Source organism: Streptomyces sp. HUAS TT7, assembly GCF_051550175.1.
GTDB lineage: Bacteria > Actinomycetota > Actinomycetes > Streptomycetales > Streptomycetaceae > Streptomyces.
In genome coordinates this window covers 5,774,016-5,788,681 of record NZ_CP196175.1, presented here as the reverse complement: position 1 = coordinate 5,788,681, position 14,666 = coordinate 5,774,016, and the positions used below count along the sequence as shown (strand labels likewise).

The window sequence follows — 14,666 nt, the reverse complement described above, 5'->3', positions numbered from 1 at the left end:
GGTCCTCTCCTCCTGGATCTTCCTGCCCCAGGAGCGTGCCGCTCCCCGCTCGACCCGTGCTGGTGCCCCGCTGGGGCTCCCGCCCCGCCCCTTCCCCAAACCCTCTGGGGTGAGTGGGTCGGCTGCGGCCCGTCGGTCGTGACCTGGGGCTCCGCCCCAGACCCCGTTCGCGCCTTAAGGGCGCTCGTCCTCAAACGCCGGACGGGCTGGATTGGGCTGATGCCCGTGTTTGCCGGACGGGCCGAAGATGCCGGTGCTGGCCAGGGGCAACCCTGTTAGGGGCGCGGGGAACTGCGCGACCAGCCACCGACTACCCGCAGTCGACCAGCAACGTATCCAGCCCCTCCGGCCTTTGAGGAGCGGGGTCCGGGGCGGAGCCCCAGGGCCGCCCGCCGGGCCCGAGCCGAGCAGTCCAGCCCCGCTCGATACCCGTTCAAGTGCCCCGGCGCACTTTGGCCCCCATACCCCAACCCCCTCCGGAGGAGATTCGTATGACTCAGCCCAAGCCCACCGCCGAGCGCCGCGTCGCGCTCATCACCGGGGCGACCAGCGGGATCGGTCTGGCCTCGGCGCGGGCGCTCGGCGCGGCCGGCCTCGCCGTGTTCATCTGCGCGCGCAGCGCCGAGTCCGTCGAGCTCACCGTCAAGGAGCTCCGCGAGGAGGGCCTGGAGGTGTCCGGCGCGACCGCCGACGTCCGCAGCCCCGAGTCCGTCAAGGAGCTCGTGGCCGCCGCCGTCACCGCGTACGGCCGCGTCGATGTCGTGGTCAACAACGCCGGCCGCAGCGGCGGCGGCGTGACCGCCGACGTGTCGGACGAGGTGTGGGACGACGTCATCGACACGAACCTGAACAGCGTCTTCCGCGTGACCCGCGAGGTGCTCAACGCCGGCGGCATGCGCGAGCGCGGCTGGGGCCGGGTCATCAACATCGCCTCCACCGCAGGCAAGCAGGGTGTGGTGCTCGGCGCCCCGTACTCCGCGTCCAAGCACGGCGTGGTCGGCTTCACCAAGGCGCTCGGCAACGAGCTCGCCCCGACCGGCATCACCGTGAACGCGGTCTGCCCCGGCTACGTCGAAACGCCGATGGCGCAGCGCGTGCGGCAGGGCTACGCCGAGGCGTACGACACCTCCGAGGACGCGATCCTCGCCAAGTTCACCTCGAAGATCCCGCTCGGCCGCTACTCCACCCCGGAGGAGGTCGCGGGGCTCGTCGGCTACCTGGCCACCGACACCGCCGCCTCCATCACCGCGCAGGCCCTCAACGTCTGCGGCGGCCTCGGCAACTTCTGACGACGCCGGCACCGTCGATCAGCCCCACACGACGAGCCCGACGGCTCCAATCAACTCCCCTACCACATAAGGAAGTTATCCCGTGTCCGTGACCGGAACGAAGCACCACACCCTTCACAGCGTCGCCGTCGCCGCCCCCGCCGAGGTCGTGTACGGGATCGTCGCCGATGTCACCAAGTGGCCGCAGTACTTCGGCCCCAACGTGCACGTCGAGCACCTGGAACGGGACGACCGCGCCGAGCGCATCCACATCTGGGCGACCGCCAACGGCGCCGTCAAGAACTGGATCTCGCGCCGCACCTTCGACCCCCAGCGCCTCCGGGTCGACTTCCGCCAGGAGGTCTCGACGCCGCCGGTGGCCGGTATGGGCGGCGCCTGGGTGGTCTCCCCCGTGGACTCCGAGACCTCGCTGCTCGAACTCCACCACGACTTCGAGGCCGTCGACGACGCCCCGGACGCCGTGGACTGGATCAACTCCGCGGTGGACCGCAACAGCGCGGCCGAACTGAACAACATCAAGGAACTCGCCGAGCAGCACGCCCAGCTGGACGAGCTGGTCTTCACCTTCGACGACACCGTCCACATGGAGGCCGACGCCGCCGACGTCTTCGACTTCCTCAACCGGGCCGACCTGTGGCCCGATCGCCTGCCGCACGTCGCGCGCCTCGACCTGACCGAGGACGAGCCGGGCGTGCAGGTCATGGCGATGGACACCAGCACCGCCGACGGTTCGGTGCACACCACCGAGTCGATCCGCGTCGTCTTCGCCCCGGATCGCATCGTCTACAAGCAGACCACCGTGCCCGGGCTGATGACCGCCCACACCGGTCGCTGGACCGTCGTCGAGGTCGAGGGCGGCGTCGATGTGACCTCTCGGCACACCGTCACGCTGCGGACCGACACCATCGAGAAGTACCTCGGCGAAGGCAAGACCGTCGCCGACGCGCGCGCCTACGTGCACCGTGCGCTGTCCACCAACTCCACCAACACCCTGAAGCTGGCCCGCACTTACGCGGAGGCGCTCCGTGCCTGACACTGTGCCCGATGTGCCGGACCGGCTCGACCAGCTGCTTTCCCGGGCCGCCGCCGCGCACCCCGCGCGGCGCGCCGTCGTCACCGACGACTTCGCGATGGACTACGCCACCTTCGACGCCCGGGTCACCGCCGTCGCCGCCGGGCTCCAGGCGCTCGCGCCCGAGCCGACGGTCGTGGCGGTGGGCACCGTCCTTCACCCGGACATCGCCGTCGCGTACTACGCGGCCGTGCGGGCCGGGCACACCGTGGCCGTGGTCAACCCGCTGCTCCGCGAGGACGACCTGCTGCATGTGCTCGGTCTCGGCGGGGCCCGCGTGGCCCTGCTCGACACCGGCCTGAACGCGCGCCTGGAGAACGTCCGCGACCGGCTGCCCGAGCTGCGCGAGGTCGTCCTGATCGGCGCCGGTACCGATGGACTGGATGTCCTTGCCTCCGACCGGCCCCTCGCCGCCCCCGCCAAGGGGCCCGCGGACACCGCCGCGCTCCAGTTCACCAGCGGAACCACCGGGCGGCCCAAGGCCGTTCGGCTCAGTCACCGCAATGTGACCGTCAACGCGGCGCAGATCGCCCAGGCGCACCGGCTCGACGGCGAGACGGTCAGCCTGAACCATCTGCCGACCTATCACCCGATGCACCTCAACTCGGCGATCGCCGCGGGCGCCACGCAGGTCCTGTGTGCCTCGCCGGAGCCGTACGCCGCGCTGATGACCGCGAACCGGCATCGGGCGACGATCCTGTACAGCCTGCCGGTGCGGCTCGCCCGGCTCGCCGCCGACCCGGACCTGGACTCCGTCTCGATGACGTCGGTGCGGCGCATCGCGTCCGGCGGCTCGGGCCTTCCGGTGCCTGCCGCGCGCCGCCTGTCCAAGCGGTTCGGCGTGCCGGTCTTCCAGGGGTACGGGCTCGCCGAGACCTCCCCGCTGACCCACAGCGACGACCCGGACCACCCGGTGCACGGCTCGGTCGGCACCCCGGTCGCCGGGACCGAGTGCCGGGTCGTCGACATCGACTCGCGCGCGGTGCTCGCGGCGGGCGGCGTCGGCGAGGTGCAGCTGCGCGGCCCGCAGGTGATGCAGGGGTACGCGGGCGGGCCCGACGGCACCGGCTTGGAGCCGGACGGCTGGCTGAGCACCGGCGACGTCGGCCGGATCGACGAGGACGGCCGGCTGTTCCTGGTGGACCGCCTCAAGGACGTCTTCAAGTGCGACAACTTCCTCGTCGCACCCTCGGACGTGGAGCGCGTGCTGCGCCGCGACCCGCGGGTCGCCGACGTCGTCGTGGTCGAGCTGGCCGATGTCGAACACGGCGCGGTCGCGGGCGCCCTCGTGGTGCTCGTCGGCGCTCACCCGGACGGCCTCGCGGATGTGATCGCGCAGGCCAATGACGCCCTGCCGTACTACCAGCACGTGCGCGACGCCATGACGCTCGACGCGATCCCGCGTTCGGGCAACGGAAAGATCCAACGACGCCTGCTTGCCGAGCAGTTGACCACTCGTCAGCCTGTCGCCGGCTGAGCCGGAGAGGCACCTCATGTCCTTCACCGTCATCAACACGTTCACGCTGCTCGACCCGGCCGGCGCCGAGGAGTTCGAGGCGCGCTTCCTGGCCCACGTGGAGTGGATGCGCGCCCAGCCGGGCTTCCTCGCCCACCAGGCGGTCCGCTCCGCCGACCGGCCCGAGGTGTACGTCAACCTCGGCTGGTGGGAGCGGCCCGAGGACTTCCAGCAGGTCCTGGCGAGCGCCACGTTCCAGGAGCATGCCGAGGAGTTCCACAAGATCGTCTCCGTGGAGGCCGACCCCTCGATGGGGATCGCGCGCTTCGACGGCGCCGCGGGCGAGCCCGGCGACGTGCTCCTCGTGGACTTCTTCACCGTCGAGGCCGACAACGCCGACGCGACGGACGCCTTCATCGGGGCCTACCGCGCCCACGCCCGGGCGGCCGCCTCGATCGACGGCTTCGTCGCCGCCGACCTCGCCAAGTCGCTGTTCGCCCGGCCCGGCGGGTTCACCGCGCTCACCCGCTGGCGCGACGCGGAAGCCGCACTCGCGGCGACCGTCCTGCCGGAGTACGCGCCGCTCGCCGCGCTCGCCGAGGTGCGCACCGTGCCCGCCGCCCACGTCGCGGGCAACCGCGCCGAGCCCGCCCCGGCCGGGGCCTGACGGCTCGGGAGGCGGGCCCCGCCCAGAACAGAAGGGATTCACCATGGAGTACCGCCGTCTCGGTGCCTCGGGACCGGTGGTCAGCCGGGTCGCGTTCGGGAACTCGCTGACCGCGGGCAACCAGCTGGACGACCGGGCCGCCTCCGCCTGCGTACGGGCCGCGCTGGATGCGGGCATCACCACGTTCGACACCGCCGACGCGTACGCCGAGGGCCGGGCCGAGGAGCACCTCGGCCGGGCCCTCGCGGGCGTCGACCGGGACGCCGTCGTGATCTGCACCAAGGTCGGCAGGGGCGGCGGTCCCGGCCCGGGCGCGCTGTCGCGCACCCGGATCACCGAGAGCCTGGACGCCTCGCTGCGCCGCCTTAACGCCGGGCACATCGACCTGTACCAGGCGCACCTGTACGACGACTCGACGCCGCTCGAAGAGACCATGGGCGCCTTCGCGGACGCCGTGGCCGCGGGCAAGGTGCGCTACGTCGGCGTCTCGGAGTGGGCCGCCGACGAGATCGAGCGGGCCGCGGAACTCGCCCGCGAGCTGGGCATCGAGCTGGTCTCGAACCAGCCGCAGTACTCGATGCTGTGGCGGGTCATCGAGGCCGAGGTCGTCCCGGCGTGCGCGCCGCTCGGCATCGGGCAGATGGTCTGGTCGCCGCTGGCCGGCGGCGTACTGACCGGGAAGTACAAGCCGGGCCGGCAGGCGCCCGCGGGCTCCCGGGCGGTGGCCGCCAAGGGCGGAGACGTCTCCATCCAGCGCTACCGCTTCCTGTCGGACGAGGTCCTGACCGCCGTCGGCCGGGTCGCCGAGCTGGCCGAGGACACGAATCTGACGATGCCTCAACTCGCCTTGGCCTGGGTGCTGCAGAACGCCCAGGTCGCCACGGCGGTCATCGGGGCCTCCGCGCCCGAGCAGATCGGCCGCAACCTCGCGGCCGCCGAGGCCGCGCTCGACCCGGAGCTGCTGGCCCGCGTCGACGCGGCCCTCGGATCCGTCGTGGTCACCGACCCCGGGCTGACCCTGAGCCGCATGCTCCGCGCCAAGGCCGCGGCCTCCCCCTCCCCCGCCACCCTCTGAGAGGTACTGCTGTGAGCACTTCCACGACCGACAGGGAGATCCACCGGACGCGTGCCGGCATCGAGATCGACGCCTCGGCGGACACCGTCTACCGGGCGCTGACCGATGTGGCCGACTGGCCGCTGCTCTACCCCTGGATCGCGCACACCGAGACCCTGAGCCAGGAGGGCCAGGACGACGAGGTGAAGTTCTGGGCGGTGCGCCCGGGCCCCGAGGGCGGCCTGCGCATCTGGACCTCCAGGCGCACCCTGGACCCGGTGGCGCTGCGCATGGACTTCGCGCAGCAGGGCTCGGTGGGCCCGATCAAGGAGCTCGGCGGCACCTGGGACTTCCTGCCCCGCCCCGACGGCGGCTGCCGCGTGGTGTCCGGGCACTGGTTCACCACGGACGCGGACCCCGCGGAGACGGCGGGCGAGCTCGACCGGCACGGCGGGCTCCAGATGCGCACCCTCAAGTCCAAGACGGAGCAGCCCGGTTCGCTCACCTCCGACGTGATCCGGGTGGAGGACAGTGCGATCCTGTCCGGCTCGGTCGCCTCGGTGCACGCCCGGCTCCTGGACGCGCTGCCGTGGCGCGACGGCGAGGAGAGCGCCTGGTTCGGCACCCAGGACGACGTACCGACCGTGCAGATCGAGCACGGCGGCCACACCCTCGTACAGAAGCCGCTCGCGCCGCCCGCGCCGGCCGAGCTCTACCGGCGCCGCTGGCGTCTGGTCGAGGCGCCCGGCGGGGTCCTGGTGACGGCGGACGTGCTCGCCGTCGCCTCGGCCGGCCGCGACCGGGTCCTCGAAATGGCCACCAACGACGTGCGCTCCGCGCTCGCGCTGGCCGGGCAGCGATGACCGCGGCCGCCGAGGAGGTCCGCGCGGGGGCCCGCACCGACGAGGAGCACCGCAGTGACGTGTGCATCGTCGGGGCGGGCCCCGCCGGTCTGACCCTCGCTCTGCTGCTGCTCAAGTCCGGGGTGCGGGTGACCGTGGTGGAGCGCTCGCGCTCGCACCAGCGGGAGTTCCGCGGCGAGATCCTCCAGCCGGGCGCGATGACGGTCCTGGACCGGCTCGGCGTGCTCGCCGGAGCCCGTGAACGCGGCTGCCACGAGCACGACCGCTTCCGCCTCGTGGAGCAGGACCGGGTCCTGCTCGACATCGACTACCGCGCGCTTCCGGCCCCGTACGACCACCTCCTGTCCATCCCGCAGTCCCATCTGCTGACCGAACTCCTGCTGCACTGCGCCGAGTTCGCCGACTTCAGTTACGTGGACGGCTGCCGTGTCAACGCGCTCCTGCGCGACGAGCGGGGCCGGATCACCGGGGCCGCCGCCGACGGGCACGTCTTCCACAGCAAGGTCGTGGTCGGCGCCGACGGGCGGTTCTCCAAGGTGCGCCGGCTCGCCGGCATCGAGGCGGGCCGCAGCGAGGCCTTCGACCAGGACGTGCTGTGGTTCAAGCTGACCAAGGAGGAGCCCGAAGTCAGCCATGACGTCCGGGTGTTCCGGAGCGCCGGCACCAGCCCGGTGCTCTCGTACGGGTCCTGGCCCAACCGGATCCAGGTCGGCTGGACGCTGCCGCACGGCGGCTACAAGGCCGTCGTCGCCGAGGGCCTCGGCCATGTCAAGGAGCAGCTGGCGAAGGCGGTTCCGGCGTACGCGGACCTGATCGACGCCCAGATCACCTCGCTGCGCGACCTCAGCCTCCTCGACGTGTTCTCCGGGCGCGCCGAGCGCTGGGCGACCGACGGCCTGGTCCTGATGGGCGACGCGGCGCACACGCACAGCCCGATCGGCGCGCAGGGCATCAACCTGTCGGTGCAGGACGCGGTCGTTCTGCATCCGCTGCTTGTCGAGTCGGTGGGCCGCGGGGATGCCGGCGCCGCGTTCCTGTCCCGCTTCGAGGAGCGCCGGGCGCCCGACATCGCGACGATGATGCGGCTCCAGGGCATGCAGTCCAAGGCGATGCTGTCGACCGGCACGTTCGCGACGCGGGTGCGCCCGAAGCTGGCGGCCGTCGTGAAGCACACCCCGGTCTACCGCAAGGTGCTGCGCACCATCGCGTTCGGCAACCCGTCGATCGAGGTGGCCGAGGGGCTGTTCACGGCTCGCTGACACATACTCAAACGCCGAAGGCGGGCCGGGTCTCGAAGACCCGGCCCGCCTTTCGGTGTGCGGTGGTTCAGCGGTTCAGAGGGCTGCGACCTCGGTGCGGGCCGAGTCGACGACCGCCTTGTACAGGCCGCCCTTGACCTCGGCGTGCACGGCCATGGTCTTGGCGTCGGCGGCCATCTCCGGGCTCTGCAGGACCGGCAGGTAGGCCTGCGGGCCGCTCCACCAGCCGATGTTGACGTAGGCGCCGGTCTCACGGTTGGAGTGCACCAGCTGGTGGCCGAGGAAGCCCTCGTGGCCCTTGACGAAGGACAGGTGGCCGAGGAAGGAGGACTCGAAGGCCTGCTGGTCGGCGCCCTCGCGCAGGGTGAACGTGGTGAGCGCGACGGCCGCGTCCGCGGACGGCACCGCGAGCTCGCCGAGGCCGTCGGCCGCGTTCTGGCCGGCCAGGACCGGGCCGTGCACGCTGGTGATGGCGGCGAGGTAGACGAAGCGGCTGCTGACGGCGGTGAAGAACTGCCAGTCGCCGACGACCGTGCGGTGCGCGTCGGCGTCCCGCCACCAGGTGAGGATGACGAAGTTGTCGGGCTCCTTGATGCCGCGGAGCAGCGCCGTGCGCAGCAGACCGTCCTTGGCGGCGACGGCCTCCTTGTACTTGAGGTAGGCCTTCTCGAACTCGGCGCCCTTCGCCTTGTGCTTCTCCTTGAGGACGAAGTGGGCGACCGCGACGACGGGGCTGTTCTCGCTCATGGGGTGTGACCTTCCGTTTCCTGAAAAGGAGGTGCCTGAGTGGGTGTGTGGTTAAGCGGTGACCGGCTGGTGCGCGTAGGCGTGCACGTACTTGTCGAGGACCTTGCGGTAGTAGTCGGGTCCGAAGCCGAGCCCGTACACCGGCGGCACGAGACGGCAGAGCTTGTCGATGGAGACGGGCTGGGCGCCCGAGGCCTCCACGTAGGACTTCTCGGCACGGGTGCCGAGCAGGTGCTCCATGTGTGTGACGACGTCCTCGATGTGCGGGGCGTGGCCCGAGGCGACGTTGACGACGTCACGGGTGCGTCCGTCGACGAGCAGCGTGTGCACGATCTTGATGACGTCCTCGACGTCGATCAGGTCGCGCTGCGCGCCGCGGTAGACCTGGATCTCGCCGCTCACCAACTGCCGTACGAGCGCGGGCAGTAGCTGGTGGGCGGGCTGGTTGAAGCCGACGACGTGCGACAGGCGCAGGATCAGGTACTCGACGTCCGAGGACTTGACGACCGCTTCGAGGGAGAGCTTGTGGCGGCCGTACGGGGTCGCCGGGTAGACGGGGCCGTCCTCGCGGCCGGGCGAGGCGTCGGGCACCGAGTACATCCCGGCGGACGCCGTGGAGAAGAACACCAGGCGTTTGCCGGTCTTCTCGCAGTGCCGCAGCACCTCGTAGAGGCGCTTGGACTCCCGGGTGTACTGCTCGGGCGGGATGTCCCCGGCGGCCGAGACCCCGGCGGCCAGCGCCACCACGTCCCGGTGGTGTCCGGCGATGCCTGCCAGGTGTCCGGCCAGGAAGCCCCTGCCGACTATCTCCATGGGGTGTGCCAACTCCTTGTGGTGGGCGGCCGGTTCAGGCCGCGGCGGGCTCGGCCCAGGCCGGGATCTCCAGGATTTCCAGTACGGCGGTGGTGATGGTGTAGCCCGCTCCGCCGCCGTAGAGCATCACGTGGTCGCCGGGCTTCAACTGGCCGGTGAGCAGCAGGTTTTCGAGGCCGGCCGCCCAGTCGCCGGCGCCGATGTGGCCGCTGCGCCGGGCGAACTCCCAGGTGGTCTCGGACTCGTCCACGCCGAGGAGGTGGTGGATCTGGAAGGGGCCCTTGATCCGGCCGGTGGAGGGGATGATGACGTACGCGATGTCGTCCATCTCAAGCTCGGCGTCGTCGAGGACGGCCTGCTTGGCCTCCTGCATCACCTTGCCGAAGCGGATGTTGGTCATCGTCTCGTCGCTGACGGCCTTCTGGGCGTCGCCGCGTGCGGTGAGGTCGATCTGCCGCTCGGCGGCGCGCGAGACCGGGCCGAACTCCTCGTCGCCCCGGGCCATCGGCTCCAGGGAGTTGTCGGCGACGGTCGCCGTGGCCACCAGGCGGGCGAAGCCACCCTCGGTGGACAGGATGGTCGCGGTCGCACCGTCGGCGTAGGCGTTGCCGTGCCGCAGCTGCCAGCGGTCGGCGCCGGGGCCGCCGAAGCGGTCGGCGGTGGTGAGCATGACCGCGCTGCCCTTGCCGTAGCCGGCCGTGAGGTGGGCGGCGGCCAGGTCGAGCCCGCTGATGCCGATGTTGCAGCGCTGCTGCACATCGAGGCCGGGCACGGTGGCGCCGACGGTCCGCTTGGCGATGTAGGACGCGGCCGGCCAGATGTCGAGGCCCTGGAACCAGGTGCTGCCGTGCAGGAGCAGCGAGTACGCGGACTTGTTCAGGCCGGAGCGCTCGTGCGCGGTGCGTCCGGCGGCGACGGCCATGTCCGGCGGCGCCGTCCAGCCCTCCTCCTCGCTCTCGCGGGCGATCCGCACGGACTCGTACCCGAAGTCGTCGATCCACTCCTGGCCGCACTCCCCGGCCGCGACGGCCTCGGCCACCGGGACGGGCTCGGGCAGCCAGCTGCCGAGCGAGGCGACATAGATCTCGTTCCAACGCATCCAGCTACTCCCCTGTTCGGCGGTTCGGTCGAATCCTTCGGGCATACGGCATGCGCCCAAGGTCGCCACCGCCTCTCGAATCGGACTTGAGTGCGGCCGGGGAAAGCCCGGCCAAGGGCGGCTCAAGTGCCGTTCGAGTGGGGCAGGTCACGCTCTTGGGCATGACCGACGGACGGCCCTGAAGGGCCGTCCCCACCCCCCAATCGGAGACCCGCCGTGCGCATCCTGTTCACCGCCCATGCGGGCAAGTCGCATCTGCGCCTGCTGATCCCCCTGGCCCAGGCCGCCGTCCGGGCCGGGCACACCGTCGCCGTGGCCGACGACGAGTCCATGCGCGAGGAGAGCGTGAGCTACGGGCTCGCGTTCTTCCCGGCCGGGTTCGACTGGGCCAAGGACCCCTTCTGCATCGAGGCGATCGCACTTCCGCTGTTCCGGGCCGACCAGGAGGCGTACGAGGAGGGGCTCGTGGAGTGTGTGCTCGGGCCGCCCGCCCTGGCCGCGGCACGCGACATCCTGGAGATCGCCGCCGGCTGGAAGCCCGACCTGATCGTCCGCGAGGGCGAGGAGATGGGCGGCCTGCTCGCCGCCGAGTCGCTCGGCATCCCGCACATCGCGGTGGCCGGCGGCTCGACCCACCTGCTGCCTCCGTCCGTGATGCACGAGCCGCTGAACAAGCTGCGGGCCGAGCTCGGCCTGCCCGAGGCCGCCGAGGACAATTCCGCCTACCGGCACCTGCTGGTCAGCTGGCTCCCGGCCGAGTGCACCGGCGACGACCTGGACCCGCGCACCCTGCGCCACTACCGCCAGACCACCCCGTACCGCAGCGACGACAAGGCCCTGCCCTGGCTCGCCGAGCTGCCCGACGACAAGCCGGTGGTGTACGCCTCGATCGGCACCATGGCGCCGTCCATGCCGTGGAAGTCCGACGAAGTACTGCACGCGGTGATCGAGGCCGTCTCACGCCTCGACTGCACGGCGCTCGTCTCGATCGGCGTGGGCCGCGACCCCGAGGAGTTCGGCGAAGTCCCCTCGCACGTACGGCTGCTCACCGAGTGGGTCCCGCAGGACGTGCTCCTGGAGGCGGCCGACGTGTTCATCACGCACGGCGGCCACAGCAGCATCCGCGAGGGCCTGCGCAGCGGTACGCCGATGCTCGTCACGCCGATGTACGACGACCAGCCCAACTCGGCCGAGCACGTCGCCGAGGTCGGCAGCGGCATCAGCCTGCCCGCCTACTGGGCCACCGGCGAGACGGTCGGCGAAGCCCTCGGCCGGCTGCTCACCGAGCCCTCCTTCCGGCGCCGGGCATCCGCCGTCAGGCGCTCGGTCCTCGCCTGCCCCCCGGTGGAACAACTGGTCACCGACCTCGAAGCCCTTGTGGCCGCGACCGCTCAGGAGAAAACATGCGCGTCCTAGTGACCGCCCTGGTCCCCAGCCACATCGTGCCGATGGTGCCGCTGACCTGGGCGCTGCGGGCGGCCGGACACCAGGTGCTCGTGGCCGGCGACGCCGAGCTCGTGAAGTTCGCGTCCGCGGCCGGACTCGACACCCGGCTGGTCGGCGGCGGCGAGACCCGCCAGCGGCTCACCCGGCCCGGCGCCGTGGCGATGCCCGACCGCGCGGGCATGGACCGCCGCGCGGACTCCGAGTGGGACGCGGTCGGCGAGCGCTGGCGCACCCGGCTCGGCGGCTACATCGACGACCTGGTGACGCTCGGCCGGGCCTCGGAGCTCGACCTGGTGATGACCGACCCGGTGGAGTTCGGCGGGCTCGTCGTCGCGGCCGCCCTCGGTGTGCCCGGCGTCATCCACCGCTGGGGCCCCGACGACTTCACCAGCCCGCTCCTTCGCCAAGCCAAGGTCCAACTCCACGACCTGTGCGCCGAGTTCGGGGCCGACGGCTTCCCCGACCCGGCCCTGATCATCGACCCGAGCCCAGCCTCGCTGCTCCCCGAGGGCGACAACACCCCGGGCCTGCTCTCGCGGTACGTCCCGTACTGCGGCACCGCCGAACTGCCCGACTGGGCGGTCATGCGGCCCGAGCGGCCGAGGGCGCTCCTTTGCCTCGGCATGTGGCACGGCCGGGTGCTCGCCGAGACGGGCGAGCTGCCGCTGGGCTTCCGGCACGTCCTGGACGCCTGCACCGAGCAGGGCCTGGACGTGCTGTTCCCGATCGACGCCCAGTACCACGCGGCGCTCGCCGGGATCCCGTCCTCCGTCAAGGTCGTCGACCGCTTCCCGATCGGACCGGTGATGCGCCACACGGCGGTCGCCGTCCACCACGGCGGCAGCGGGACCAGCATGACCTCGTTCGCCTCGGCCGTCCCGCAGCTGGTGCTGCCCGGCGACAAGCCGTTCCTCCAGACCACCGGCCGGCTCGTCCAGGAGTCCGGATCCGGCCTCAGCCTCGCCACCGAGGCCGAGCAGCACGACCCGCAGCTCGTCCGGGATGCCCTCGCCGGCCTTCTGGAGGACGAGCGTCACCGCAAGGCCGCGCTCGACGTACGCGCGGAGATCGAATGCCTGCCAGGCCCCACGGAACTGGTCCACACCTTGGAAGGGCTGATCTGACATGCGCTCACTCACACAGGAAAGGGAACAGGTGCCACCCCCCATGGCAGAACAGCACGGCCCGCCCGCGGTCGTCTTCAAGGGTGTCGTCAAGGAGTACGGCAGCGTCCGTGCCGTCGACGGGATCGATCTGACGATCGGCCGCGGTGAGACGGTCGCCCTCCTCGGCCCCAACGGCGCCGGCAAGTCCACCACCATCAACATGCTCCTCGGGCTGTTCCCGCCGGACCAGGGCACCATCGAGGTCTTCGGCAAGAAGCCCGAACTCGCCATGCGTGCCGGGCACTTGGGGGCCATGCTCCAGGAGGGGAAGATGATTCCCCGGGTGACGGTGCGCGAGCTGGTCGACTTCGTGCGCCAGACCTACCGCAAGCCGCTGCCGCTCCAGGAGGTCCTGGAGCTCGCCGAGCTCACCAAGATCGCCGGCCGCAATGTGGACCGGCTCTCCGGCGGCCAGGCCCAGCGCGTGCGGTTCGCGCTCGCGCTGGCCGGCGACCCGGACCTGGTGGTCCTCGACGAGCCGACCGCCGCCCTCGACGTCGAGTCGCGGCGCGAGCTGTGGGCCGCGATGCAGCGGTACGCCGAGCGCGGCAACACCGTCCTGTTCTCGACGCACTACCTCGAAGAGGCCGACGACAGCGCCGACCGCGTCATCGTCATCGCCTCCGGCCGGGTGGTCGCCGACGGCACCACCTCGCAGATCAAGTCCATGATCGAGGGCCGCACGGTCAGCTTCGTGCCGCGCGGCGCCCAGAACGGCTTCGACCTGCTGCCGGGCGTCAGCTCCGTGGAGTTCCGCGGCGGCCGCGTCCACCTGCGCACCAGCGACTCCGACTCGACGGTGCACGCCCTGTCGCGCGCCGACGCCTTCACCGACCTGGAGGTCTCGGGCGTGGGCCTGGAGGAGGCCTTCATCGCGCTGACCCACCAGTCCCGCCACGCGGCCGCCGCTCCGGAAGGACGGACCAACTGATGCTCGGTTACATCCGCCTCGAAATCCTGCGGCTGGTCCGCAACGGCGGCTACCTCATGATGAGCCTCATCATGCCGGTCGGCCTGTACGTCACCCTCGCGGGCGGCGGCCCCGACCAGGAGTCCCTGGTGCGGGCCATGGTCGGCGCGGCGGCGTTCGGCGCGCTCGGCGTGGTCATCACCAACGGCACCGGCATCGCCGAGGACCGGGCGCTCGGCTGGCTGCGCCAGCTGCGGCTCACCCCGCTCTCGCCGGTGCAGGTCGTCATCGCCCGCGGCGCCGTCGCCACCTGCCTCGGCATCCTGCCGATCGTGGTCATCGGCCTGATCGGCAAGTTCTACCGGGGCGTCGACCTCTCGCCCGGCACCTGGCTGGAGATCTTCCTGCTGCTCTGGGTCGGCATCGCCCCGCTCGCGATGCTCGGCATCGGCATCGGCTACCTCTTCAAGGCGCAGCTCGCGCAGATCGCCGGCACCGTCTCGTACCTGACCCTGACGCTGCTCGGCGGCCTGATGATGCCGACCGACAGCCTTCCCCAGTGGCTGCAGCCGCTGTCGAAGGAGACCCCGGTCTACCGCTACGCCCAGCTCTCCTGGGACGCGGCGGCCAACTCCGCGCCGAGCGGCACCGGGCTCGGTGTGCTCGCCCTGTGGACGGCGCTGCTCGCGGCCTTCGCCGCCTTCGCCTACCGCAGGGGCGGCCGTCGCGCCTGATCCGTACGGCTCACCAAGTGCCCGCAGGGACTTCCCCTGCGGGCACTTTCGTGTTCGTACCGGACGCGAGTCGCATTCGAGCGGGTGCCCC

Annotated in this window: 14 protein-coding genes; 11 read left to right on the top strand and 3 right to left on the bottom strand. The window is 71.7% G+C overall.

Annotated features, from left to right (window positions below; genetic code table 11):
- Window positions 1-491 precede the first annotated feature (491 nt).
- From fabG to ACSHXC_RS26030, 7 genes are all read left to right on the top strand, one after another.
- Window positions 492-1,289 carry a 3-oxoacyl-ACP reductase FabG gene (gene fabG / locus ACSHXC_RS26060; RefSeq protein ID WP_438293899.1) on the top strand — a complete coding sequence of 266 codons (798 nt, stop codon included), beginning with the start codon at window positions 492-494 and terminating at the stop codon, window positions 1,287-1,289.
- A gap of 82 nt (window positions 1,290-1,371) precedes the next feature.
- Entirely contained in the window at window positions 1,372-2,322 is a 951-nt protein-coding gene (locus ACSHXC_RS26055) for an aromatase/cyclase (RefSeq protein WP_438293898.1), read from the top strand.
- Window positions 2,315-3,838 carry a class I adenylate-forming enzyme family protein gene (locus ACSHXC_RS26050; RefSeq protein WP_438293897.1) on the top strand — a complete coding sequence of 508 codons (1,524 nt, stop codon included), beginning with the start codon at window positions 2,315-2,317 and terminating at the stop codon, window positions 3,836-3,838. Before ACSHXC_RS26055 ends, ACSHXC_RS26050 begins: the two co-directional genes overlap by 8 nt.
- A gap of 16 nt (window positions 3,839-3,854) precedes the next feature.
- A complete protein-coding gene (locus ACSHXC_RS26045; protein ID WP_438293896.1) occupies window positions 3,855-4,484 on the top strand; it encodes an antibiotic biosynthesis monooxygenase family protein in 630 nt (209 codons plus the stop codon).
- A gap of 43 nt (window positions 4,485-4,527) precedes the next feature.
- The gene (locus ACSHXC_RS26040; protein WP_438293895.1) at window positions 4,528-5,559 is read left to right on the top strand and encodes an aldo/keto reductase; all 1,032 of its coding nucleotides are present in this window, start codon (window positions 4,528-4,530) and stop codon (window positions 5,557-5,559) included.
- A gap of 11 nt (window positions 5,560-5,570) precedes the next feature.
- The gene (locus ACSHXC_RS26035; protein WP_438293893.1) at window positions 5,571-6,401 is read left to right on the top strand and encodes an aromatase/cyclase; all 831 of its coding nucleotides are present in this window, start codon (window positions 5,571-5,573) and stop codon (window positions 6,399-6,401) included.
- A complete protein-coding gene (locus tag ACSHXC_RS26030; protein ID WP_438293892.1) occupies window positions 6,398-7,660 on the top strand; it encodes an FAD-dependent monooxygenase in 1,263 nt (420 codons plus the stop codon). Before ACSHXC_RS26035 ends, ACSHXC_RS26030 begins: the two co-directional genes overlap by 4 nt.
- A gap of 75 nt (window positions 7,661-7,735) precedes the next feature.
- On the opposite strand, the gene ACSHXC_RS26025 is transcribed toward ACSHXC_RS26030, so the two are convergent.
- The 3 genes from ACSHXC_RS26025 to ACSHXC_RS26015 are packed head-to-tail and all read right to left on the bottom strand — an operon-like array spanning window position 7,736 to window position 10,319.
- Window positions 7,736-8,407 carry an antibiotic biosynthesis monooxygenase gene (locus ACSHXC_RS26025; RefSeq protein WP_438293891.1) on the bottom strand — a complete coding sequence of 224 codons (672 nt, stop codon included), beginning with the start codon at window positions 8,405-8,407 and terminating at the stop codon, window positions 7,736-7,738.
- Between the two features lie 51 nt (window positions 8,408-8,458).
- Complete coding sequence (locus tag ACSHXC_RS26020; RefSeq protein WP_438293890.1) at window positions 8,459-9,220, bottom strand: NAD-dependent epimerase/dehydratase family protein; 762 nt, start codon at window positions 9,218-9,220, stop codon at window positions 8,459-8,461.
- A 34-nt stretch (window positions 9,221-9,254) separates the two neighbouring features.
- Window positions 9,255-10,319: a ketoacyl-ACP synthase III family protein gene (locus ACSHXC_RS26015; protein WP_438293889.1), complete on the bottom strand. Its 1,065-nt coding sequence runs from the start codon at window positions 10,317-10,319 to the stop codon at window positions 9,255-9,257.
- A 216-nt stretch (window positions 10,320-10,535) separates the two neighbouring features.
- Between ACSHXC_RS26015 and ACSHXC_RS26010 the strand changes: the two genes are divergently transcribed.
- From ACSHXC_RS26010 to ACSHXC_RS25995, 4 genes are read left to right on the top strand one after another with little or no spacing between them, the layout of a single operon-like run.
- Window positions 10,536-11,735, top strand: a complete 1,200-nt coding sequence (locus tag ACSHXC_RS26010) for a glycosyltransferase (protein ID WP_438293888.1) — start codon at window positions 10,536-10,538, stop codon at window positions 11,733-11,735.
- Window positions 11,723-12,889 carry a nucleotide disphospho-sugar-binding domain-containing protein gene (locus ACSHXC_RS26005; protein WP_438293887.1) on the top strand — a complete coding sequence of 389 codons (1,167 nt, stop codon included), beginning with the start codon at window positions 11,723-11,725 and terminating at the stop codon, window positions 12,887-12,889. Before ACSHXC_RS26010 ends, ACSHXC_RS26005 begins: the two co-directional genes overlap by 13 nt.
- A 43-nt stretch (window positions 12,890-12,932) precedes the next feature.
- Window positions 12,933-13,862 (top strand): ABC transporter ATP-binding protein, encoded by a 930-nt coding sequence (locus tag ACSHXC_RS26000; RefSeq protein WP_438293886.1) that lies wholly within the window; start codon window positions 12,933-12,935, stop codon window positions 13,860-13,862.
- Window positions 13,862-14,575 (top strand): ABC transporter permease, encoded by a 714-nt coding sequence (locus ACSHXC_RS25995; RefSeq protein ID WP_053726133.1) that lies wholly within the window; start codon window positions 13,862-13,864, stop codon window positions 14,573-14,575. Before ACSHXC_RS26000 ends, ACSHXC_RS25995 begins: the two co-directional genes overlap by 1 nt.
- Window positions 14,576-14,666: the final 91 nt, after the last annotated feature.